Raw genomic sequence first — 19996 nt, forward strand, 5'->3', positions numbered from 1 at the left:
CGCGGAGGGACCTGCATGGCCACCGTCGACCAGACCCGTGCTGACGCAATGGAGCAGGAGTACGACCCGTCCCAGTCCTGGCGACCCCTGACGGGGGTCGTCGGGCCGCTAGCGTACCTGATGCTCCTCGGCCTCGCGCTCTACCAGTACTACGGCGCGGGCTTCGGCACCCCGGCCGCGCACTGGCACAAGGGCATCTTCCTCGGCGTCGTCCTGTTCCTCATCTTCCTGGTGTTCGACGCTGGGAAGCGCCACACGGTGCGGCCGGGCCTCCTGCGTCCCGGCAACGTGCCGTGGTACGACTGGCTGCTCGCCGTCGCGAGCCTCGTCGCGGCGCTCTACCTGCCCTTCACCATCGAGAGCCTGACGTTCCGCATCGGCTCGCCGAACACCACCGACCTCGTCATGGGGACGATCCTCATCGTCACGGTGTTCGAGGCGACGCGGCGCGTCATGGGCATCGTCCTGCCCATCATCGTGCTCGCGTTCCTGCTTTACGGGGTCTTCGGCCAGTACGCGCCGTTCCAGGTGCTGCGCCATCCTGGCACCTCGTGGGACGGCTTCGTGAGCCACGTCTACATGACGACTGAGGGCATCTACGGCATCCCCCTCGGCGTCATCTCCACGGTCGTGTTCCACTTCGTCCTGTTCGGCACCATCGCGACGCGCATGGGCCTCGGCCAGTTCTTCATCGACATCGCGCAGTGCGTCGCAGGGCGTTACCCCGGCGGCCCCGCGAAGGTGGCCGTCATCGCCTCGTCGATGTTCGGCACCATCAACGGCTCATCCATCGCGAACACCGTGACGACCGGGGCGCTCACCATCCCGGCCATGAAGCGGATCGGCTACCGACCGCACTTCGCGGGCGCGGTGGAGGCGGCGTCCTCCACCGGGGGGCAGATCACGCCGCCCATCATGGGCGCCGCTGCCTTCGTGATGGTCGAGTTCCTTGAGATCCCGTACACGACCATCATCCTCGCCGCGGCGATCCCGGCGGCGATGCACTACCTCGGCGTCCTCACCATCGTGCACCTCGAGGCCAAGCGCCTCGGGCTGAAGGGGCTGCCGCGCGAGGAGGTGCCGCGCTTCCTCGACGTCCTGAAGCGCGGCTGGCCGACGATGCTGCCGCTGATCGCGCTCATCTGGGTCCTGTTCTCCGGCGCGACGCCCTTCCTCGCCGCGTTCTGGGGCATCACCGGCTGCATCATCGTCGGGCTCGTCAACCCGATGAACCGGGTCGGCGTGCGCGACATCCTCGACGCCTTCCAGCTCGGGGCGAAGTACGCCCTCGTGGTCGGCGCGGCGGCGGCGGCCGTCGGCATCGTCGTCGGCGTGGTGACGATCTCGGGGGCCGGCTTCCGCGTCTCCTTCATGGTGACGTCCGCGGCCGCCGACCTCGGCGGGTTCATCACCGGCTGGGGCAGCATGCTGCCGTTCGGCTTCTTCAGCCTAGAGGACGTGAGCCTGTTCCTGACGCTGGTCTTCATCGGCATCGCATGCATCGTCATGGGCGCCGGCATCCCGACGACCGCGCTCTACATCATCCTCGTCTCCGTGGCGGCGCCGGCGCTGGTGCAGCAGGGCATTCCGCCGCTCGCTGCGCACCTCTTCGTGCTCTACTTCGGCGTCCTTGCCGACATCACGCCGCCGGTGTGCACCTCCGCCTACGCCGCCGGCGCCATCGCCGGCGCCAACCCGTTCCGCACCGGGGTGACCGCCTTCAAGCTGGGCAACGCCAAGGTGATGGTGCCGTTCGTGTTCGTCTACGCGCCGACGATGCTCATCGTGCTCCCCGAGCACTTCACGATCGCCTCGTTCCTGTTCGTCACGCTCACCTGCGCGATCGGCGTGATCCTGCTCGCCACCGCGCTGACCGGCTACTGGCTACGCCCCCTCGCCCCGCCGGTGCGGCTGTGGGTGGGGATCGCCGCCGTCCTCGTGGTCGTCCCGGCGCTCCCGGCGAACCTCGTCGGCGCCGCCATGGTGGCGCCGGTGATCCTGTGGGAGGTCATCGCCCTGCGCCGGCGCGACGTCCCCGCGCCGGAGGCCGCCGAGTAGAAGGCGCGCTGGAGCATCCTGGGTCTGATGAGACCCAGATAAGATGCTCTAGCTCCCTGATTATGAGCGGTCTCCTTGGGGTTAGGTGGGTCCACCTAACCCCAAACGCTCTAGCCGACCGCGGCCCGCGCCGTCGCACCGGACTGCGCGGTGCCGTAGACCGGGGTGCGCCAGTCCGCGTAGTCCGCCCGGCGGGCGTAGACGACGTCGAAGTAGACCTCCTGCAGTCGCTTCACGACGGGTCCGGGCCTGCCGTCGCCGAGGTCGATGCCGTCGACGTTGACGATGGGCGCCACCTCCCACCCGGTGCCGCAGAAGAACGCCTCCTGCGCGCCGTAGAGCTCGCTGCGGTCGATGTCGCGCTCCACGACCTCCATGCCGAGCTCGTCGCGGGCGAGCTTCAGCACCGTCTCGCGCGTGATGCTTTCCAGGATGTCGCTGGTGACGCTCGGGGTGACGAGCCTGCCGCCGCGCACCATGCCGAAGCACATGCTCGGGCCCTCGGCGAGCTTGCCGCGCGAGTTGACCAGGATCGCCGTGTCGTAGCCGTCGGTGCGCGCCTGGAGCGTGGCGAGCCGGCCGTTCTGGTAGTTCGCGTTGCACTTGATGCGCATGGGGCTCATCTCGTCGGCGATGCGCTGCCACGAGCTGACCTGCGCGCGGCAGCCCTCCGTCACCCGCTTGGGCAGCGCGCGCGGCACCGCAGTGACGGCGAAGCCGGTCGGGCCACGCGCGCCAAGCTCGCCGTTGCCGTCCACCCAGGCGGTGGTGCGGATGTGGACCGTCGTGCGCAGGTCGTTGGCCCGCACGAGCTCCAGCGTGCGCGCGATCATCTCATCGGGCGGCACGATCTCCTGAAAGCGCATGGCGACCTGGGAGTAGACGAAGCGCTCGGCGTGCTCGGCCATGCGGAAGAGGTACATCTCGTCGTCCTCCTCGCTCCAGTAGCCGCGGATCCCCTCGAACACCGCCGCGCCGTACTTCGCCGCGGGCGTGAAGATGTGGATCTTCGCCTCCGCCCAAGGCACGATCTCTCCGTTCATGAACACGTAGGGCGAGAGGGCTTCGGTCATTGAAGGGTTGCTCCGTCTGGTCGAGTATGGGGCCGCGGCCGTGGCACGCACCTTGCTCCGTGGGATCGAGTGACCCGAAATCCATGCTGGGTCCACACCACGAGCGTCGCGCGCCACGTTGCCGGTACGCGGCGCGCCGGCCCGAGTCGAGCCTGCAAGCGTCGAGCGCCACACCGTTCGTGGCGGCAAGGGGTCGAGCCCGAGGAGAACTGAGAGCATGCACCGCACCATGTCACGGACCATCGCCGCGGCGCTCGCCGCGCTCGTCAGCGCCGCCGGCGCCGCCCAGGCGCAGCAGCCGCCGCAGCAGATCACCATCTTGTCCGGTCCCCAGGGCGGGTCCTGGTACGGCATGGGAGGCGGCCTCGCCGACCTCTTCGCCGACGCCGGCGTGCGCGCCAACGCCGAGGTGGGTGGGGGCATCTCGAACCTCATCTCCGTCGCACGCGGGATGGGTGAGCTCGCCTTCTCCATGAGCATCGTGCCCCGCATGGGCGAGCTCGGCATGGAGCCGTTCCCCGAGAAGGTCACCGGCATCAGTGCGCTCGGGCGGCTCGCGGAGAACAAGGTCCACATCGTCGTCAGCAAGGACAGCGGCGTCACCGCGGTGACCGACCTCGCAGGCCAGGCGTTCGCGTCCCAGCCGGTGGGCAACGTGACGACGGAGGCGTTCAAGGCCGTGCTCGCGGCCAACAACCTCGGCGAGGACGACCTTGAGATCACACGCGGCGGACAGGGCTACGGCGCGAGCGAGATGAAGGACCGCCGCATCGTCGGCTTCACCGCCACCACCAACCCGCCGAGCCCCGCCTTCGCCGACGTCGCGCAGAACCTCGACGTCCGCTTCCTGCCGCTCGACGAGGCGACGTTCGCCGCCATGAAGGCGGAGAACCCGGGCTTCACCCGCGCGGAGATCCCCGCCGGCAGCTATCGTGGGCAGGATGACGCCGTGCCCACCGCCGGCACCGACCTCATCCTCGTCGTCAGCCAGACGATGTCGGAGGACGAGGCGTACTGGATGACGAAGACGCTCGCGGAGAACATCGACCGGCTGCGCAACCTGCATGGCTCGCTGCGCGACCTCGACCTCGACTACATGGCGAGCGTCGAGGGTCTCGAGCTCCACCCCGGCGCACGCCGGTACTACGAGGAGGCGGGCGTCCTGTAGGCGGATCGGCGCCCATGGCACCCGCGACGCCACGGCGATGACGACGACGCTCGCCGACCCCTGGGAGGAGCTGCGGTCCGCCCTGACACGGCCCCGGCTGCGCCACATGGCGATCGCCGTCGCGTTCGCCATGTCCGCCTACCACCTGTGGACGGGCTTCTTCGGCGCCGGCATCGCCGAGGTGCACTACCCGATGCACCTCCTCCTTGCGCTCTTGGTGCTCTTCCTCAACGACGCCTCCCGCGAGGACCCGGCGCGGACGCCGCTGCGGCTCGGCTACGACCTCTTCGCCATCGCGCTCTTGGTGGCGTCCTGCGGCTACCTGTTCGTCAATGCGGACGAGCTGTCCATGCGCATGCTGTTCGTCTCGCCGGTGACGCCGCTCCAGCTCTTCCTCGGCCTCGCGCTGATCGGCGTCGTCCTCGAGGCGGCGCGGCGGACCGTCGGCTGGGCCATCGTCGTCGTGTGCGCCGTCTTCCTGATCTACGCGCGGTTCGGCGACCTCCTGCCCGGCGCGCTGTGGCACCGCGGCTACGGCGTGTCGACCATCGTCGAGTACACCTACCTCACCACCGAGGGCGTGTTCGGCGTACCCGTCGCGGTGATGGCGAACTACGTGTTCCACTTCGTCCTGTTCGGCGCGTTCCTCGTCGCCTCGGGCGCGGGCTCCTTCTTCACCGACCTCGCCCACGCGCTCACCGGACGCCTGACGGGAGGCCCGGCGAAGACCGCGGTCGTCGCCTCGACCTTCATGGGGATGCTGTCCGGCTCGTCCGCCGCCAACGTCGTGACGACGGGGTCCTTCACGATCCCGGCGATGCGGCGCTCGGGCTATCCTGGGACCTTCGCGGCGGGCGTCGAGGCGGTGGCCTCGTGCGGCGGGCAGCTCACCCCGCCGATCATGGGCGCGGCCGCCTTCATCATGATGGAGTTCCTCGGCGTCCCCTACGGCACGATCATCTCCATCGCGATCATCCCCGCCGCGCTCTACTTCCTCGGCGTCTACTTCATGGTCGACCTCGAGGCGCGCCGCCTCGGCCTCGTCCCGCGCCCGGACGAGGCGATCCCCTCGCTGTGGAGCGTGCTGCGCCGGCGCGGCTACCTGCTGCTCTCCGTCGTCACCATGCTGTACTACCTCTTCGAGGGGTATACGCCGACGACGGCGGCGGTGTGGGCGACGCTCAGCCTCGTCCTGCTCCTCCTCGTCCTCGACGGGGAGAACCGTCGGCGCATCCTCACCGTCGCCTACACCGCGATGACGAGCGCGCCGACGCTCATCGGCCCCGTGACCGTCGCCTGCGCGGTGGGCGGCATCCTCGTGGGCCTCATCGGGCTGACCGGCCTCGGGCTGCGCCTGTCGTCCATCATCCTCGACGTCGCCGGCGGGCACCTCATGGTGACGCTCGTCCTCACGCTCGTCATGGGCATCGTGCTCGGCATGGGGATGCCGACGTCGGGCGCCTACATCATCCTCGCCGCGCTCCTGGCGCCGGGGCTGATCGAGATCGGCGTCGATCCGCTGGCGGCACACATGTTCGTGATGTACGCCGCGGCGAAGTCGTCGATCACCCCGCCGGTGGCGATCGCCTCCTACGCCGCGGCGGCGGTCGCCGGCACCGATCCGTGGAAGACGAGCCTCGTCGCCTTCCGCCTCGGCCTGTCGGTGTTCATCATCCCGTTCATGTTCGTCTACGGACCAGAACTTCTTGGGCTCGGCGCGCCGCTCGACGTCGGCCTCGCCGTCGTCACCGCCTCGGTGGGCGTGCTCGCCCTGTCGGTCGCCTGCATCGGCTGGTTCGCGGTGGACCTCGGCCCGCTCGAGCGCGTCGCCGCGCTCGCCGCCTCGCTCCTCCTCATCGAGACGTCGCTCGCGTTCGATCTCGCCGGCATCGCACTCTTCCTCCTCGTGGCGGGGCTCGGCTGGCGCCGCGCACGGGTCCGTCGAGCCTCCGGGGCCTTGTCATGAGCGACCATGCGGGCCTCGCGCTCGGCATCGACATCGGGGGCACGTTCACCGACATCGTCGTCCTCGACCTCGCCGATGGGCGGTCGTGGAGCCACAAGGAGCTCACCACACACGTCGATCCTGCCGACGGCGTCCTGTCCGGGGTCCGTCACGTCGCAGCCGCGCACGGCCTCGAGCTGTCCCGTGCGACGCGCGTCGCCCACGCCACGACGCTGTTCACCAACGCACTCATCGAGCGGCGCGGTGCCGTCACCGGACTGTTGATGACGGCAGGGTTCTCCGACACGCTGCAGATCGGTCGCGAGCGCAAGTACGACCTCTACGACCTCGCCATCGAGCGGCCGACGCCGCTCGTCCCGCGCAACCTGTGCGCCGACGTCGCCGAGCGGGTGCACGCCGACGGCTCGGTCGCGGTCCCCCTCGACGAGGAGGACCTGCTCGGCGCTGCCCGCCGCCTCGTCGAGGCCGGCGCCACCTCCCTCGCCGTGGTCTTCCTGCACAGCTTCGCCCATCCCGCGCACGAGCGCCGCGCCGCCGAGCTCCTCCTGGAGGCGTTCCCCGGCGTGGAGGTGACCATCTCCTCGGAGGTGGCGGCGCAGATTCGCGAGTACGAGCGCGCGTCGACCACCGCGGTCAACGCGAGCATCAAGCCCCTGGCAGGGCTCTACTTGGAAGGGATGCGCGACCGGCTCGTCGAGCTCGGGGTCGACGCGCCGCTCCACCTCCTCCTGTCGAACGGCGGCTTGAGCGACGTCGCCGAGGCCAAGCGGGTCCCCGCCCGCCTCCTGGAGTCCGGCCCGGCGGCAGGCGCCATCGCCGCGGCCCACTTCGGGGCGGCCGATGGCGGCGGCGACCTCCTCGCCTTCGACATGGGCGGAACGACCGCGAAGCTGTGCTGCATCGAGGGCGGAGAGCCGGCCATCGCCTTCGGCTTCGAGGCGGCCCGCGAGAGGCGCTTCGTGCCGGGCTCGGGGCTGCCGGTGCAGATCTCCGCCATCGACCTCATCGAGATCGGCGCCGGCGGCGGGTCCATCGCCCGCGTCGACCGGCTCGGGCTGCTCAAGGTCGGGCCGCAGAGCGCGGGCTCCGAGCCGGGGCCCGCCGCCTACGGCCGCGGCGGGACCGAGCCCACCGTCACCGACGCCGACTTCCTGCTCGGCTCCCTCGATCCGGCGAGCTTCGCCGGCGGCGGGTTCGGCATCGACATGACCGCTGCGGAGGCCGCCGTCGGCCGCCTCGCCGAAACGCTCGGGCTCTCGCTCGTGGAGACTGCAGCCGGCATCCGCGACGTCGTCGAGGAGCAGATGGCGGCCGCGGCGCGCATGCACCTTGCCGAGCGTGGCGTCGACGCCTCCCGCTTCGCGCTGCTCGCCACCGGCGGCGCCGGCCCCGTGCACGCGGACGGGCTCGCCCGCAAGCTCCGGCCTGCGGCGGGTCATCTGCCCGCCCTCGGCCGGCGTCGCCTCCGCGCTCGGCCTCCTCCTCGCACCGGCGCGGGCGGACCGCGTCGCCACCGTCGCCGCCGCCGTCGACACCTGCGACCTCGCCGCCCTCGAGGCCGCCTTCGCCGCGCTGGAGGCGGAGGCGCGCGAGGTCGTCGCCGCCACCGGGGCGGATCCCGCGAGCGCCACGGTCGAGCGGCTGGCCGATGGCCGGTTCGCCGGACAGGGTTTTGAGTTCACCATCCCGCTGCCGCCAGGCCCCTACGGCGAGGAGGCGGTCCGCGAGCGCTTCCGCGACGCCTTCCTGACCGCCTATCGCGAGCGCTACGCCTTCGCGCCGCCGGCGCTCGGCATCGAGTTCACCAACATCCGCACCGTGGTGCGCGCGGGTGAGCCCGCGGTTCGCGGCCTCGCGGGCAGCGCGCCCGGCGACGCCCGCCCCGTGCGCGAGCGTCCCGTCCACTTCCGCGAGGCCGGCGGCTTCGTGCCGACGCTCGTGATGTGGCGCGAGGCGCTCGCACCAGGCGCCGCGTTCGACGGCCCCGCCGTCGTCGAAGAGGCCGGCTCGACGCTCATCATCGGCCCCGGCGCCCGCGCGCGCGTGTCGGCCGAGGGCAACATCGTCGTCGACCTGCCCGGGGGAGCCCCATGAAGGATCGCGCCGTCGACCCCGTCGCGCTCGAGGTGCTCTGGACGCGGCTCATCTCGGCGGTCGACGAGGCCGCACGCGTCATCGTGCGCACCGCGTTCTCCACCCTGTCGAACGAGGCGAACGACTTCGCCTGCGTCCTCACCGACGCCGAGGGACACGCGCTCGCCCAGAACAGCGGCTCGATCCCGTCCTTCATCGGCACGCTGCCGGCGACGGTGCGCCACTTCCTGAACGCGTTCGGTCAGAGCGGCATGTCCCCGGGCGACGTCCTCATCACCAACAACCCGTGGCAAGGCACGGGACACCTCAACGACGTGTGCGTGGTGAAGCCGATCTACGCCGATGGCACGCTCGTCGCCTTCGCCGCGAGCACCGCGCACGTGCCCGACATCGGCGGCTTCATTCGCTCCATCGTGCCGCGAGAGGTGTTCGAGGAGGGCTTCCACATCCCCCTCACCAAGCTGATCCGGGCCGGCACCGTCGACGAGACGCTCCTGACGCTCCTCGCCGCCAACGTGCGCACGCCGGACCAGACCATCGGCGACGTCTGGGCGCAGGTGAGCGCGCTCAACCTCATCGAGAAGCGCGTGCTGCAGGTGATGGGCGAGCACGGGCTCGCGAGCCTCGAGGAGTTGGCGAGCGAGCTCTTCGCCCGCGCCGAGGGCGCCATGCGCGAGGCCATCGCGGCGTTGCCGGACGGCACCTACCCGTACGAGCTCACCACGGACGGGCTCGACGAGCCGTTCGTCTTCAAGGTTGCCGTCACCGTCGCCGGCGACGCCATCACCGTCGACTTCGCAGGGACCTCGCCGGCGCAGCCCCGCGCGATCAACTGCGTGTACGCCTACACCTTCGCGATGACGGCCTACGCGCTGAAGTGCCTGCTGGTCCCGGACGTGCCGAACAACGAGGGCATGTACCGGCCGCTTACGGTCACCGCCCCGGAGGGAAGCATCCTCAATCCGCGGTTCCCCGCCGCGGTGGGCGGGCGCTCCAGCACCGGGCACTACGTCCCCGTCGCCGTCATCGGCGCGCTCGCCCCGGTGCTGCCCGACCGCGCGATCGCCGGCGTCGGCTCGCCGCTGTGGTGCCTGACGCAGACCGGGACACGGGACGACGGCCGGCCCTACGCCAACGTGATGTTCTTCAACGGAGGCATGGGTGCGCTCGCCGGCAAGGACGGCGAGGCGGCGCTGTCGTGGCCGAGCAACATTTCCTCGACCCCGGTGGAGGTGGCCGAGGCGAACAGTCCGTTCGTGTTCCACCACAAGCGCCTTGTGCCGAACTCCGGCGGCGCCGGACGCCACCGCGGCGGGCTCGGCCAGGAGATCGTCCTGGAGAGCCGTTCGGAGCGTCCCATCTCGGTGATCTTCCTCGCCGAGCGCACGCGCGAGCCGGCGCCGGGCCTCGCCGGTGGCGGCCCTGGACGGCCCGGCGCGGTGGAGATCGACGGCCGTCCGGTGGACAACCGCGCCCAGCACATCATTGCCCGGGGCGGGCGCATCCTCCTACGCACGCCCGGCGGCGGCGGCCACGGCCCGCCCGCCGAGCGGGACGCCGACGACGTCGCCCGTGACGCGAGGCTCGGCATCACCAGCTGAGAAAGACTTGTTCGGATCGAAGTCGTACCCACGAATGGAAGACGAGTTGCCAGCCTTCTCGGATGTGAAGGCGCGAGGCCCCCTCCAGCGGGTTGGCGTCCAACGGGGACGGCGGAAGGAGCGGAGGCTCGCTTCGGTGGCGTCAACCGCCCTGCGCACGCCGTCGACCTTGGATGCCCTCTACGACCTGTCGCCGCAGATCGACCCATCGTCCGGTCCCAGGCCGACCGCCCTGCCGGATGACTTCGAAGACAGCGCATCGGAGGAGGTCCTACGAAGGTTCGTGACCCAGGAATGGTTGAACCTACTCGAAGGGCACGCGGCGCTCCTTGAGGCGGCGATGGACGGCGAGGAGGTCCTGCCAGGCCCGCGCCTTCTGCGCAGGGTTGCGCAGCAGGAACGCCGGGTGGAGCGTCGCCATGGCGTCGATCTCCAGTTCGCCGGCGTCGAAGCGGCGCCATTGACCGCGCTGGCGCATGATGCCGGCGTCGTTGGCGAACAGCGTCTTCGCCGCGGCGCCGCCGAGCGCGAGGAGCACCGTTGGCCGCACGAGAGCGATCTCGCAGCGCACGAACACCTCGCAGGTCGCCGTCTCGATGGGGCTCGGCGTGCGGTTCGCCGGCGGCCGCCAGGGGATGACGTTGGTGATGTAGACGTCCGCGCGGGCCAGGCCGATGGCCGCCAGCATGCGCTCCAAGAGCTGGCCCGAGCGGCCGACGAAGGGACGCCCCGCCTCGTCCTCGTCCCGGCCCGGCGCTTCGCCGACCAGCATCAGCGGTGCGCCGACCGGGCCTTCCCCGACGCAGGTCGAGCGCGCGAGCCAACGCAGCGGGCAGCCCTCGAACGTGCGAACCACCGCGTGCAGCGCCTCGAGGGAGGTCGCCTCGCGCGCCACCTCACGGGCCGCCTGGACCGATACGTCGTCCCCCTCCTCCGTCGCAGGGACCGGCGGCCCCTCGTCGTCGGCGGGCCGCCGCTCCGCTGGCTCGAGCGCGACGAAGCGGTTCTGCGGGACCTCGCGCAACTCGGTCGTGACGCCGCAGTCGCGCAGGAACAGGGCCAAAGCGCCCCGAACCGGTTGTGCCTCTTCCATGGCCGCCTACCTTCGACTTAGAACTTTGTAGCACCAAGGCGCCGTCGAAGAACGGCGCCGAAGCCTTCGAGGGAGCCGATGACGATCGAGCGCGAGCGCATGGATTACGACGTGGTCGTGGTGGGCGCGGGGCCCGCCGGCCTGTCGACGGCGATCCGACTTAAGCAGCTCGCGGCAGAACGGGATCAGGAGTTGTCGGTCGTGCTGGTGGAGAAGGGCTCGGAGGTCGGCGCCCACATCCTGTCCGGTGCCGTCATCGACCCCATCGGCCTCGACAAGCTGCTGCCCGAGTGGCGCACGGACGAGGAGTGCCCGCTGAAGACCGAGGTCACGCGGGACGTCTTCCGCTTCCTCGGTCCCTCCGGCGGGGTCACGCTGCCCGGCATCTTCATGCCCCGGCGCATGGCGAACCACCGCAACTTCGTCGGCTCGCTGGGCAGCTTGTGCCGCTGGCTGGGCACCGTGGCGGAAGGCCTCGGCGTCGAGATCTACCCGGGCTTTCCGGCCGCCGAGCTTAAGCGCGACGAGAACGGGGCGGTGATCGGCATCGTCACCGGCGACTTCGGTGTCGGCCGCGACGGCGAACCGAAGGACGGCTACACGCCGGGGATGGAGCTCGTCGGCAAGTACGTGGTGCTCGCCGAGGGCGTGCGGGGCTCCCTGTCGAAGAGCGTCATCGAGGAGTTCGGCCTCGCCGAAGGACGCGAGCCGCAGAAGTACGGCATCGGCCTTAAGGAGCTGTGGCGTGTGAAGGACGAGGTTTTCGAGCCCGGCCTCGTCGTCCACACCATGGGATGGCCGCTCGGCAACTCGACCGGGGGAGGCTCGTTCCTCTACCACTACGGCGACAACACCATGGCGCTCGGCTTCGTGGTGCACCTCAACTACTCGAACCCGCACCTCGACCCCTACCGCGAGTTCCAGCGCTTCAAGCTGCACCCCATGATGGCGGACATGCTGGAGGGTGCCACGCGCGAGGGCTACGGCGCCCGGGCGATCAACGAGGGCGGCTACCAGTCGGTCCCCAAGCTCGCGTTCCCGGGCGGCTGCCTCGTCGGCTGCGCCGCAGGCTTCGTCAACGTGCCCCGCATCAAGGGCAACCACAACGCGATGCTGACCGGCATCATGGCGGCCGACCACATCGCCGACGCCATCCGCGACGGACGCGCCCACGACACGCTGGACGGCTACGAGGACGCCTGGCGGGGCTCGGACGTCGGCCGCGATCTCTACCCCGTGCGCAACGTGAAGCCGCTGTGGTCGAGGCTCGGCACCGTCGGCGGCGTCGCGGTGGCGGGCTTCGACATGTGGACCAACGAGCTCGGCCGCTTCTCGCTCATCGGCACGCTCGGCCACGGCGGCACGGATCACGGCAAGCTGAAGGCGGCGGACAAGGCGAAGCCGATCGAGTACCCACGGCTCGACGGCAGCATCACCTTCGACCGTGCCTCGTCGGTGTACCTGTCCAACACCAACCACGAGGAGGACCAGCCAGTCCACCTCAAGCTCAAGGAGCCGGAGCTGCAGAAGGTGTCGGAGTTCGACGTCTACGCCGGGCCGTCGGCCCGGTACTGCCCCGCCGGCGTCTACGAGTGGGATACCGACGGGGACGAAGCGCGGTTCGTGATCAACGCGCAGAACTGCGTCCACTGCAAGACGTGTGACATCAAGGATCCGAACCAGAACCTCGTCTGGGTGCCGCCCGAGGGTGGCGGCGGTCCAAACTACATCGGCATGTAGGGGAGACGGGCATGGCCGAGGCGACGACGCCCTTGTTCCACAACGACGCGGGGGTTCGCCGCGTACGTATCGGCGTCAAGGAGTTCATGTGCATGGGGGCCCTGCCGCCGCACGATCATCCCCACGAGTTCCTCGACATGGGTGGCGACACCGAGGCGATCTGCCCGTACTGCTCCACGGTGTTCGCCTACGACCCCGCGCTGGGGATCCACGAGGCGGACCCCGCGACGTGCATCGCGACCGAGTCCGACGCGCGGGGCCTCATCCGCACCAGGGGCTGAGCGGCCCGACGAAGCCGTGACGATCGCGGTGGTCGGCGGCGGCATCGCAGGCCTCGCCGTCGCGTTGGCCCTGCACGACGTGGACGACGTCGTCGTGCTGGAGCGTCGTTCGAGCGAGGCGGCCAACGCCGGTGCCGGCATCCAGGTCTCGCCCAACGCCGTGAAGGCGCTCGGCTCCATCGGAGCGGCGGGCGTCGTGGCACTAGCAGCGGACGCGCCGGACGGGCTTTGCGTCCTGCCAGCGCACGGGGAGCGGCCGCTCGTCCGGCTCGCGTACCGCCCTGTCATGGAGCAGCGCTTCGGTGCGCCCTACCTCACCGCCTCCAGGGCCGCGCTGCACGGCGCGCTCGCTCGGGCCGTGGCGGGCCACTCCGTCGAGGTGCGGCACGGCGCGGCCGTGGAGGGGGTGTCGCGCGCTGGCGATGGATGGCACCTTGGCGGCGTCGACGTCATCGCCCGCTTGGTGATCGCCGCGGACGGGGTCAACTCGGCGGTGCGGCGTGCGGTTGTCGGGGACGCGCCGCGCGCCACCGGCTGGGTGGCGTGGCGCGGACGCGGGAGGGCGAGTGGGCGGGACACGGTGCTCGCCTTGGGCCACGGCCACCACTTCGTACGCTACCCCCTTGCCGGCGGGGCGGACAACTGCGTTCTCCTTGCCCGGGAGCGGGACGGCGGACCCGGCGCGTTGGCGCGGACGCCGAGCGGCCGGCGGATCGCGGACGTCGACGGTTGGGCGCCCTGGCCGATCGACGTGCGGCCCCGTCACGTGTTCCACCACCAGGGCATCGGCTTCGCCGGCGACGCAGCCCACGCCATGCTGCCCTTCCTCGCGCAAGGGGCGGCCATGGCGCTCGAGGATGCCGCAATGCTCAGGCACGCCGTGCGCGAGCATGGCCCGTGCTCCCGCGCGCTCGAGGGCTACGCTGCGCTGCGCCGCGGTCGGACCCGCCGGCTGGCTCGCCTCGCCGTGCAGCAGGGAACGATCTACCACCTGCCCTTCCCCATCGACCGGGCTCGCGACGCGGCGATGAACCGCCTCGGCACGGAGGGCATCCTACGGCGCGTCGCCCCGATCTACGGCTGGCGACCTCCGGAACCGTGATCAGGCGGCCTCGGATGCCAGCCGCGCCGCGTCGGTGCGGATGCGCTTCACCATCGCCGCGAGGCCGTTGGAGCGCTGCGGCGTCAGGTGCTCGTCGAGCTGCAGGCGGCGCAGGTACGCCTCGACGTCGAGCGTCGGCACGTCGGCGGGCAGCCGCCCTTCGTAGAACGCGATGAGGATCGCGACGAGGCCGCGCACGATCATCGCGTCGCTGTCGCCGAGGAGCGCCAACTCGTCCTCGCGCTGGCCCGTCATGATCCACACCTTCGACACGCACCCCTCGACCTTCGTGGCCTCGGTCCGCAGCGCGTCGGGAAACTCCGGCAGCTCGCGCCCGAGCTCGATGACGTAGCGGTAGCGCTCCTCCCAGTCGTCGATGAGCTCGAACGCCTCCGCGATGTCCTCCGATCGTGTCATGGTCCCCTCCCCTGCGACCCCAACATGGGGCCGGCGAGGGTCGCCGTCACCGGCACGTGGCCGACGAACGGGTGGGTCAGGCGTGCGGCCGGTAGTCCGCCGCGCCCCACCGCACGAGCGCCGAACGCGACGCCCCCTGGGCGTACGGCCCGAGGCCGTAGTGCGCCACGAGCCGGTCGAGGGCAAGGCGCAGGACGACCTTGCCGCTCCGCGCCGGCCACCCGTGCTTCCTTTCCACGACGGACAGCCCAACCTCCTCGCAGCACACCGCGACGAGCACCGACGCGAGGCCCGGACCCACGGCGTCGAGCGCCCGCTCGACCCTGCGACGGGCATCGTTCGCCGCCTCCGACACCGAAAGCCGGTCGCGGCGCGCCTCGCCCTTGACCCCACTGCCGGCCCAGGACTGGGTGACGCGCTCGCGTTGGTGGCCGCGCTCGTGATCGCGGGCCAAGCGGCGGCCGGCCTGAAGCTGCTCGGCGGACAGCATCGGCGAGCCATCCTTGTCGCGCCGCGTGGCGAGCCAGGTAAGCGGGCACTCGGCCGCGTTGACGACGACGTCCGCGTCGGGGCCGCGATCCTCGACGACGAGCTCACGGTGCTGCGCCGTGAACACATCCTGCGGCGTTTCCGCAAGCGCGCGCCGTAGGCAGGCGCGGCCAGCCGCGGTGCGGCGCACGCCGTCCGAGGTCGTGATGAGCCCCTCTGCAGCCATGCTGTGCAGGAGCGACGGCTCCACGCGCACGGTCGGGCTGCCGGTCGGCGCGACGACGAGCGTGCCGTCGGTCTCGGTCTGATGCACGCGGTCCCCAAGGAGCCGCAGGACGCGAGCCGGGCTCACTGCAGCTGCTCCCCGCCGTGTAGACGGCAGAACTCGACCGCGGACAGCCACGACTCCAAGGCACCCTCGACCGCGGTGATTATGGCGTCAATGTGGGGGCAGTCGCGTCGGTCCTCCACCACGCGGCAGGCGTGCGCGGCGGTCGTCCGGTCGCGACTGAACACGGCACCAGCCTCCGTCAACGACCACCCAAATGTTACATGAGCGCAGTACATCGCAATCTGACGCGCGAAGGCGACGGGTGCCGCCCTTCGGGTCTTCGCGCCAAGCTCGTCGACGGGAAGATTGAGCGCTGCAGCGACGGTGATCTCGATCATGCGGCGGACCGTCCCACGATCGATGGCGTGGCGTGAACAACGGAATGGTTGTGCTTCGAGGACTGTCAACTCGTCTGCTTGCATTGCCACGCCTTTCGCCTTTCCCCTCCAAGGCGGACCAACGCCCTGCCGTCGCCGCAATTTACGGTTGACTAAACGGGCGGGGATAACATCAACCCAATGGAAACGCACCTTAATTCCAAACGGAGAACCGTTCTGCAGGTCCAAGGATCGATCGCTCACCTTTTGTCCTCACTCAATCAGCGGCCGGTAAACTAAGTGCGACTTCACCGCTTTGATGGGACTTCGAGATGCCAAACGTTGAGCGTGACCTCAGCCGGGCACAACTTCAGGTAGGGACACCTCGGGCGCAGGAAACATTCGCCGGAGTGTGTCGATTTAATGGCGAGACCGTGACGCAGCGGCTCGGCCGGCTGCGTCGGGAGCTCCGCCGCGAGCGGGCACGCGGTCGCGCTGGACATTGGACCTACGACTTGTCCAGGCACATGGCGCTGGTTCAGGACGTGCGGCTCGCGGAGCAGGCTGTGCTCGTGTGGGAGCGCGGATCCGGCACGGTGGGAACAACCGTGGCGGGCGCGAGGGACGCTGCCCTAGGGGACCGGTGTGCGCTCGCGCCGACTGCGCAGCAGCCCCTGGCTTGCTGAAGGCGGTCGCTCGAACCGGGCGGCCGGGGACGACGGCGTCTTCGGCGAAATTCGCGCTCGCGTCCCGCATCAGCGTCATGGCAGCGATGCACTGATGCAGGTCAGCGGATGCCGTAGACGAGGATAGGGCCACCGCGCATGCACGCGGTGGCCCTAAAGGTTTTGAGGTCGATGTCGGGTCGGCTGGGTTGAGCGGCGTCAGGAGGCGGCGGACTTACGCGAGCTGCGCGGCGCTGGCTTCTTGCGTTGCTGACCAAGCCCCATCCGCTTGGCGAGCTCCGACCGCGCAGCGGCGTAGTTCGGTGCAACCATCGGGTAGTCCGCGGGAAGGCTCCAACGCTCGCGATACTCCTCCGGAGAGAGGTTGTAGTGCGTGCGAAGGTGTCGCTTCAACGACTTGAACTTCTTGCCGTCTTCCAGACAGACCAGGTAGTCCGGTGTGATCGACTTCTTCAAGGGCACGGCCGGCTTCAGCGGCTCGGGCTCAGGCTCGGGCTCGCCCCCGTTGGTCTTCTGCAAGGCAGCGTAGACCTCGCCGATCAGGTTCGGAAGATCGTGCGAAGCAACCGAATTGTTGCTCACATACGCGGAGACGATCTCTGCTGCTAGATCGATGAGATTCGAATCATGGACGGTTTCTGACATTGACCACTCATTCTTATAGATGCGCTCGGCCCGTCAAATAGACGCGTCAACGACGGTGCCATGCCGACCGGCTGAGAGATATTGCACCCTCGCCCCGGCTGCAAGATCATAGTGACAACTTTTCTCAATAATCCGCAGTTAACGTGGGCAGGGCAAGGTTCTGGAGGCTTTCAGGACGCCTGCGACAGAACACTTGCGGTCGCAGTCAGTGCGCAGGCCTCTCCCACGTCAGTCGGCAGCGGCGTTCGCGTCCCGGGGCGAAGATCCGGACAGCGCATCGTGGGTCGTCAGGCTGCAAGGGCGGTAACCGACGCTGTAGGCTGCCTTCGCAAGAAGGTGCGCCGACACGGGCGTCGTCAGGAGGAAGAAGACGACGCCGGCGAGCGCGCGCAGCACCACGTCCGCCTCTGCGGAGTAGACCGCGAGCGCGATGAGGAGGACGCCGGAGCCGAGCGTGCCCGCCTTACTCGCGGCATGCATGCGCATGTAGAGGTCATCGAGCCGCATCACGCCGATCGCGGCCACCAAAACGAAGAACGCGCCGATGACGGCGAGCGCGCCGGCAACGTAGAGCGACGGAGCACTCATAGCTGCCTCCCCTCGTCGCCGACGTCCTCGATGCCGTCCATGGACAGGTCGCCGCGCCGCAGGACGAAGCGGGCGAGCGCCACCGTCGACAGGAAGCCGACGAGGCCGAGCGCGATCGCGATGTCCACGTAGATCGAGAAGCCGGTGCGGATGCCGAACGCTGCGATGAAGCCGACGGCCACCATGACGAGGAGGTCGAGGGCGAGGATGCGGTCCGGCAGGCTCGGCCCGCGCACGATGCGCACGATGATGAGGACGAACGAGGCCGAGAGCATGACGAAGCTCGCGACGAGGCAGACGTCGAGGAAGGCTTCGCCGCTCATCACTGGAACACCTTCATGATCTGCCGCTCGAAGCTCGACTTGATGTCACGCACGACCTGATCGGGGTCCGGCGCGTCGATGGCGTGGACGTAGAGCGTCTGGCGATCGTCCGAAACGTCCATGGACAAGGTGCCCGGCGTCAACGTGATCATGTTGGCGAGCAGCGTGATCTCGGCGTCGCTCTTGGCCTCCAGCGGCATCGCGATGATCGCCGGCTGCAACTTGCGAGACGGCGACAGCACGATGATCGCGACGGTGATTGACGACTTCACGAGCTCGTAGACGAACGTCATCGCGAGGACGACGACCCGCCCCGTCCGCCGGAAGTGCGTGACCGAGCCCGCCTCCTCGCGGATCAGCGCGAGGGCGATGCCGCCGAGCACGAAGCCGAAGGCGAGGTTGAGCACGCCGAAGTGCCCGGTGATTGCGGCCCAGGCGAGGGCCAGCATCACGTTGATGAAGATCGTCGCCATGGCGCTATGGGACCTCAAGCACGCGGGTGACGTAGGCGGAGGGGTCGAGGAGGTCCGCAGCTCCGGCCCGCGCCGGCTCGATCACCGCGCGTGGGACGAGGCCGAGGGCAATCACGAGCGCGCCGAGGAGAACGAGCGCGGTCCGCCCTGCCGGGGCCTCCGGCACGGCGCGCGCCTCGGCGTCGCGGGGGCGCAGGAACACGAGCGCCCACGCCTTGCCCGTCGCCATCGTGGTCAGGAAGCCCGACAGGATCACCCCGACGGCGCCTGCCACGCCCGCCGCGCTCCCTGCCTGCGACAACGCCGCCTCGACGAGCATCAGCTTCGGCCAGAAACCGGAGAACGGCGGCAGCCCCGCCGCTGCGAAGGCAAACACCAGGAACAGTGCGGCGACTATTGCGTGGCGTGCGTAGAGCCCGCCGCCCGACAGCGTGGCCGCGCCACCCAGCCTCTCCGCCGCGCCCACCGCGAGGAAGAGCCCGGTCATCGCGAGGATGGAGTGGACCGCGTAGACGATGGCGCCCGCCAGCCCCGCCTCGGTGCCGAGCCCAACGCCGATCAGCATGACGCCGATGCCGGAGACGACCAGGAAGGCCGCCATGCGCCTCAGGTTCGTCTGCGCGAGCGCGGCGAGCCCGCCGAGGATCGCGGTCGCGACCCCGATCCAGCCGACGAGCGGGGCGAACAGCACGCCCTCCGCCCCGAACAGCATGACCATCACGCGCATGAGCGAGTAGATCCCGACCTTGGTGAGCAGGCCGGCGAACAGCGCCGACACCACCACCTTGGGCGTGTGGTAGGACGCCGGAAGCCAGAAGTGCAGCGGGAACGCCGCCGCCTTCATGGCGAACGCCATCACGAACAGCGCCCCGATGGTGGCGAGCGGTCCGCCCGGATCGTCCGCGATCACGGTGCGAATGTCGGCCATGTTGAGCGTGCCCGTCACCCCGTAGAGCGCGCCGACGGCGATGAGGAAGATCGTCGTCGCGATGAGGTTCAGCACGCCGTACTTCACCGCGCCATCGATCTGGATGCGCTCGCCGCCGAGGACCATCAGGCCGAACGAGGACACCAAGAACACCTCGAACCAGACGTAGAGGTTGAAGATGTCCCCGGTGGAGAAGGTCCCACAGACCCCAGCGATGAGCAGGCAGTAGAATGCGTAGAAGCCGTAGCGCGTACCCTCCCCGTCGATGTCGTGGCGAGCATAGGCGAGCCCGACGAGGCCCACGACGCAGGTGGCCAGCACGAACAGCGCGCCGAGGGTGTCGAGGACGACGACGATGCCGAAGGGAGGCAGCCAGTTGCCCGCGGCCATCACCTGCGGCCCCTCGAGGGCGACGACGACGTAAAGCGCTGCCGCGGCCAGCGTGGCCACGGTGAGGGCGGCGAGCGCGATGGGCGCCTGCCAGGTCGGCCGGCCGCGCAGCGTCACGGCGAGGGCCGAGCCGGTGAGCGGCGCGAGGATCGGCACCACGGTGAGCCAGGTGAGGAGCGCGGTGTCGCCGGGCAGCATCGCGTCCGTGGTCTCGGCCGGTGCCGCCGCCAGCA

General features: G+C 70.0%; 19 protein-coding genes. 9 read left to right on the top strand and 10 right to left on the bottom strand.

Translation table 11 applies throughout. The annotated features are described in order from the left end of the window. The first annotated feature begins 15 nt into the window (after positions 1 to 15). On the top strand, positions 16 to 2058 hold the full coding sequence (locus ACOOE8_RS01610) for a TRAP transporter permease (protein ID WP_420393159.1): 2043 nt from the start codon (positions 16 to 18) through the stop codon (positions 2056 to 2058). A 110-nt stretch (positions 2059 to 2168) separates the two neighbouring features. Here ACOOE8_RS01610 and ACOOE8_RS01615 read toward each other — a convergent pair whose 3' ends face one another. Next, positions 2169 to 3131: a branched-chain amino acid transaminase gene (locus ACOOE8_RS01615; protein WP_420393160.1), complete on the bottom strand. Its 963-nt coding sequence runs from the start codon at positions 3129 to 3131 to the stop codon at positions 2169 to 2171. Between the two features lie 217 nt (positions 3132 to 3348). Here ACOOE8_RS01615 and ACOOE8_RS01620 point away from each other — a divergent pair, with 217 nt between their 5' ends. Genes ACOOE8_RS01620 through ACOOE8_RS01640 form a run of 5 tightly spaced genes read left to right on the top strand, consistent with a single transcriptional unit; the run spans position 3349 to position 9960 of the window. After that, on the top strand, positions 3349 to 4299 hold the full coding sequence (locus ACOOE8_RS01620; RefSeq protein ID WP_420393161.1) for a TAXI family TRAP transporter solute-binding subunit: 951 nt from the start codon (positions 3349 to 3351) through the stop codon (positions 4297 to 4299). Between the two features lie 37 nt (positions 4300 to 4336). Beyond that, on the top strand, positions 4337 to 6265 hold the full coding sequence (locus ACOOE8_RS01625) for a TRAP transporter permease (RefSeq protein ID WP_420393162.1): 1929 nt from the start codon (positions 4337 to 4339) through the stop codon (positions 6263 to 6265). Continuing rightward, a complete protein-coding gene (locus ACOOE8_RS01630) occupies positions 6262 to 7941 on the top strand; it encodes a hydantoinase/oxoprolinase family protein (protein WP_420393163.1) in 1680 nt (559 codons plus the stop codon). The genes ACOOE8_RS01625 and ACOOE8_RS01630 overlap by 4 nt, the downstream gene beginning before the upstream one ends. Then, the gene (locus ACOOE8_RS01635; RefSeq protein WP_420394594.1) at positions 7838 to 8359 is read left to right on the top strand and encodes a hypothetical protein; all 522 of its coding nucleotides are present in this window, start codon (positions 7838 to 7840) and stop codon (positions 8357 to 8359) included. The genes ACOOE8_RS01630 and ACOOE8_RS01635 overlap by 104 nt, the downstream gene beginning before the upstream one ends. Continuing rightward, positions 8356 to 9960: a hydantoinase B/oxoprolinase family protein gene (locus ACOOE8_RS01640; protein ID WP_420393164.1), complete on the top strand. Its 1605-nt coding sequence runs from the start codon at positions 8356 to 8358 to the stop codon at positions 9958 to 9960. Before ACOOE8_RS01635 ends, ACOOE8_RS01640 begins: the two co-directional genes overlap by 4 nt. 304 nt (positions 9961 to 10264) lie before the next feature. Here the strand turns inward: ACOOE8_RS01640 and ACOOE8_RS01645 are convergent, their stop codons facing one another. Further along, positions 10265 to 11053: a uracil-DNA glycosylase gene (locus ACOOE8_RS01645; RefSeq protein ID WP_420393165.1), complete on the bottom strand. Its 789-nt coding sequence runs from the start codon at positions 11051 to 11053 to the stop codon at positions 10265 to 10267. A 78-nt stretch (positions 11054 to 11131) separates the two neighbouring features. On the opposite strand from ACOOE8_RS01645, the gene ACOOE8_RS01650 reads away from it, so the two are divergent. Genes ACOOE8_RS01650 through ACOOE8_RS01660 form a run of 3 tightly spaced genes read left to right on the top strand, consistent with a single transcriptional unit; the run spans position 11132 to position 14176 of the window. Next, positions 11132 to 12793 (top strand): electron transfer flavoprotein-ubiquinone oxidoreductase, encoded by a 1662-nt coding sequence (locus ACOOE8_RS01650; RefSeq protein ID WP_420393166.1) that lies wholly within the window; start codon positions 11132 to 11134, stop codon positions 12791 to 12793. A gap of 11 nt (positions 12794 to 12804) precedes the next feature. After that, positions 12805 to 13074, top strand: coding sequence for a zinc-finger domain-containing protein (locus tag ACOOE8_RS01655; RefSeq protein ID WP_420393167.1), 270 nt, complete (start codon positions 12805 to 12807; stop codon positions 13072 to 13074). A gap of 16 nt (positions 13075 to 13090) precedes the next feature. Then, positions 13091 to 14176: an FAD-dependent monooxygenase gene (locus tag ACOOE8_RS01660; protein ID WP_420393168.1), complete on the top strand. Its 1086-nt coding sequence runs from the start codon at positions 13091 to 13093 to the stop codon at positions 14174 to 14176. On the opposite strand, the gene ACOOE8_RS01665 is transcribed toward ACOOE8_RS01660, so the two are convergent. The 8 genes from ACOOE8_RS01665 to ACOOE8_RS01700 form a co-directional block, all read right to left on the bottom strand. Next, a complete protein-coding gene (locus ACOOE8_RS01665) occupies positions 14177 to 14593 on the bottom strand; it encodes a SufE family protein (protein WP_420393169.1) in 417 nt (138 codons plus the stop codon). It abuts the gene before it with no gap. A gap of 76 nt (positions 14594 to 14669) precedes the next feature. After that, positions 14670 to 15434, bottom strand: coding sequence for a DUF6456 domain-containing protein (locus ACOOE8_RS01670; protein ID WP_420393170.1), 765 nt, complete (start codon positions 15432 to 15434; stop codon positions 14670 to 14672). Next, a complete protein-coding gene (locus ACOOE8_RS01675; protein ID WP_420393171.1) occupies positions 15431 to 15751 on the bottom strand; it encodes a helix-turn-helix domain-containing protein in 321 nt (106 codons plus the stop codon). Before ACOOE8_RS01675 ends, ACOOE8_RS01670 begins: the two co-directional genes overlap by 4 nt. 863 nt (positions 15752 to 16614) lie before the next feature. Next, positions 16615 to 17061 (bottom strand): MucR family transcriptional regulator, encoded by a 447-nt coding sequence (locus ACOOE8_RS01680; RefSeq protein WP_420393172.1) that lies wholly within the window; start codon positions 17059 to 17061, stop codon positions 16615 to 16617. A gap of 228 nt (positions 17062 to 17289) precedes the next feature. Beyond that, a complete protein-coding gene (mnhG, locus tag ACOOE8_RS01685; RefSeq protein WP_420393173.1) occupies positions 17290 to 17649 on the bottom strand; it encodes a monovalent cation/H(+) antiporter subunit G in 360 nt (119 codons plus the stop codon). Next, positions 17646 to 17972: a cation:proton antiporter gene (locus ACOOE8_RS01690; RefSeq protein WP_420393174.1), complete on the bottom strand. Its 327-nt coding sequence runs from the start codon at positions 17970 to 17972 to the stop codon at positions 17646 to 17648. Before ACOOE8_RS01690 ends, mnhG begins: the two co-directional genes overlap by 4 nt. Then, on the bottom strand, positions 17972 to 18445 hold the full coding sequence (locus tag ACOOE8_RS01695) for a Na+/H+ antiporter subunit E (RefSeq protein ID WP_420393175.1): 474 nt from the start codon (positions 18443 to 18445) through the stop codon (positions 17972 to 17974). Before ACOOE8_RS01695 ends, ACOOE8_RS01690 begins: the two co-directional genes overlap by 1 nt. 4 nt (positions 18446 to 18449) lie before the next feature. Continuing rightward, positions 18450 to 19961, bottom strand: a complete 1512-nt coding sequence (locus ACOOE8_RS01700; protein ID WP_420394595.1) for a proton-conducting transporter membrane subunit — start codon at positions 19959 to 19961, stop codon at positions 18450 to 18452. Positions 19962 to 19996: the final 35 nt, after the last annotated feature.

Origin of the sequence: Acuticoccus sp. (genome assembly GCF_965213555.1) — a bacterium.
Taxonomy (GTDB): Bacteria; Pseudomonadota; Alphaproteobacteria; order Rhizobiales; family Amorphaceae; genus Acuticoccus.

What these genes read in the sequence shown, in the direction of transcription:
- ACOOE8_RS01610 (WP_420393159.1), top strand. Translation starts at nt 16, where the DNA reads ATGGCCACCGTCGACCAGACCCGTGCTGACGCAATGGAGCAGGAGTAC.
- ACOOE8_RS01615 (WP_420393160.1), bottom strand. Translation starts at nt 3,131, where the DNA reads ATGACCGAAGCCCTCTCGCCCTACGTGTTCATGAACGGAGAGATCGTG.
- ACOOE8_RS01620 (WP_420393161.1), top strand. Translation starts at nt 3,349, where the DNA reads ATGCACCGCACCATGTCACGGACCATCGCCGCGGCGCTCGCCGCGCTC.
- ACOOE8_RS01625 (WP_420393162.1), top strand. Translation starts at nt 4,337, where the DNA reads ATGACGACGACGCTCGCCGACCCCTGGGAGGAGCTGCGGTCCGCCCTG.
- ACOOE8_RS01630 (WP_420393163.1), top strand. Translation starts at nt 6,262, where the DNA reads ATGAGCGACCATGCGGGCCTCGCGCTCGGCATCGACATCGGGGGCACG.
- ACOOE8_RS01640 (WP_420393164.1), top strand. Translation starts at nt 8,356, where the DNA reads ATGAAGGATCGCGCCGTCGACCCCGTCGCGCTCGAGGTGCTCTGGACG.
- ACOOE8_RS01645 (WP_420393165.1), bottom strand. Translation starts at nt 11,053, where the DNA reads ATGGAAGAGGCACAACCGGTTCGGGGCGCTTTGGCCCTGTTCCTGCGC.
- ACOOE8_RS01650 (WP_420393166.1), top strand. Translation starts at nt 11,132, where the DNA reads ATGACGATCGAGCGCGAGCGCATGGATTACGACGTGGTCGTGGTGGGC.
- ACOOE8_RS01655 (WP_420393167.1), top strand. Translation starts at nt 12,805, where the DNA reads ATGGCCGAGGCGACGACGCCCTTGTTCCACAACGACGCGGGGGTTCGC.
- ACOOE8_RS01665 (WP_420393169.1), bottom strand. Translation starts at nt 14,593, where the DNA reads ATGACACGATCGGAGGACATCGCGGAGGCGTTCGAGCTCATCGACGAC.
- ACOOE8_RS01675 (WP_420393171.1), bottom strand. Translation starts at nt 15,751, where the DNA reads ATGATCGAGATCACCGTCGCTGCAGCGCTCAATCTTCCCGTCGACGAG.
- ACOOE8_RS01680 (WP_420393172.1), bottom strand. Translation starts at nt 17,061, where the DNA reads ATGTCAGAAACCGTCCATGATTCGAATCTCATCGATCTAGCAGCAGAG.
- mnhG (WP_420393173.1), bottom strand. Translation starts at nt 17,649, where the DNA reads ATGAGTGCTCCGTCGCTCTACGTTGCCGGCGCGCTCGCCGTCATCGGC.
- ACOOE8_RS01690 (WP_420393174.1), bottom strand. Translation starts at nt 17,972, where the DNA reads ATGAGCGGCGAAGCCTTCCTCGACGTCTGCCTCGTCGCGAGCTTCGTC.
- ACOOE8_RS01695 (WP_420393175.1), bottom strand. Translation starts at nt 18,445, where the DNA reads ATGGCGACGATCTTCATCAACGTGATGCTGGCCCTCGCCTGGGCCGCA.
- ACOOE8_RS01700 (WP_420394595.1), bottom strand. Translation starts at nt 19,961, where the DNA reads ATGCTGCCCGGCGACACCGCGCTCCTCACCTGGCTCACCGTGGTGCCG.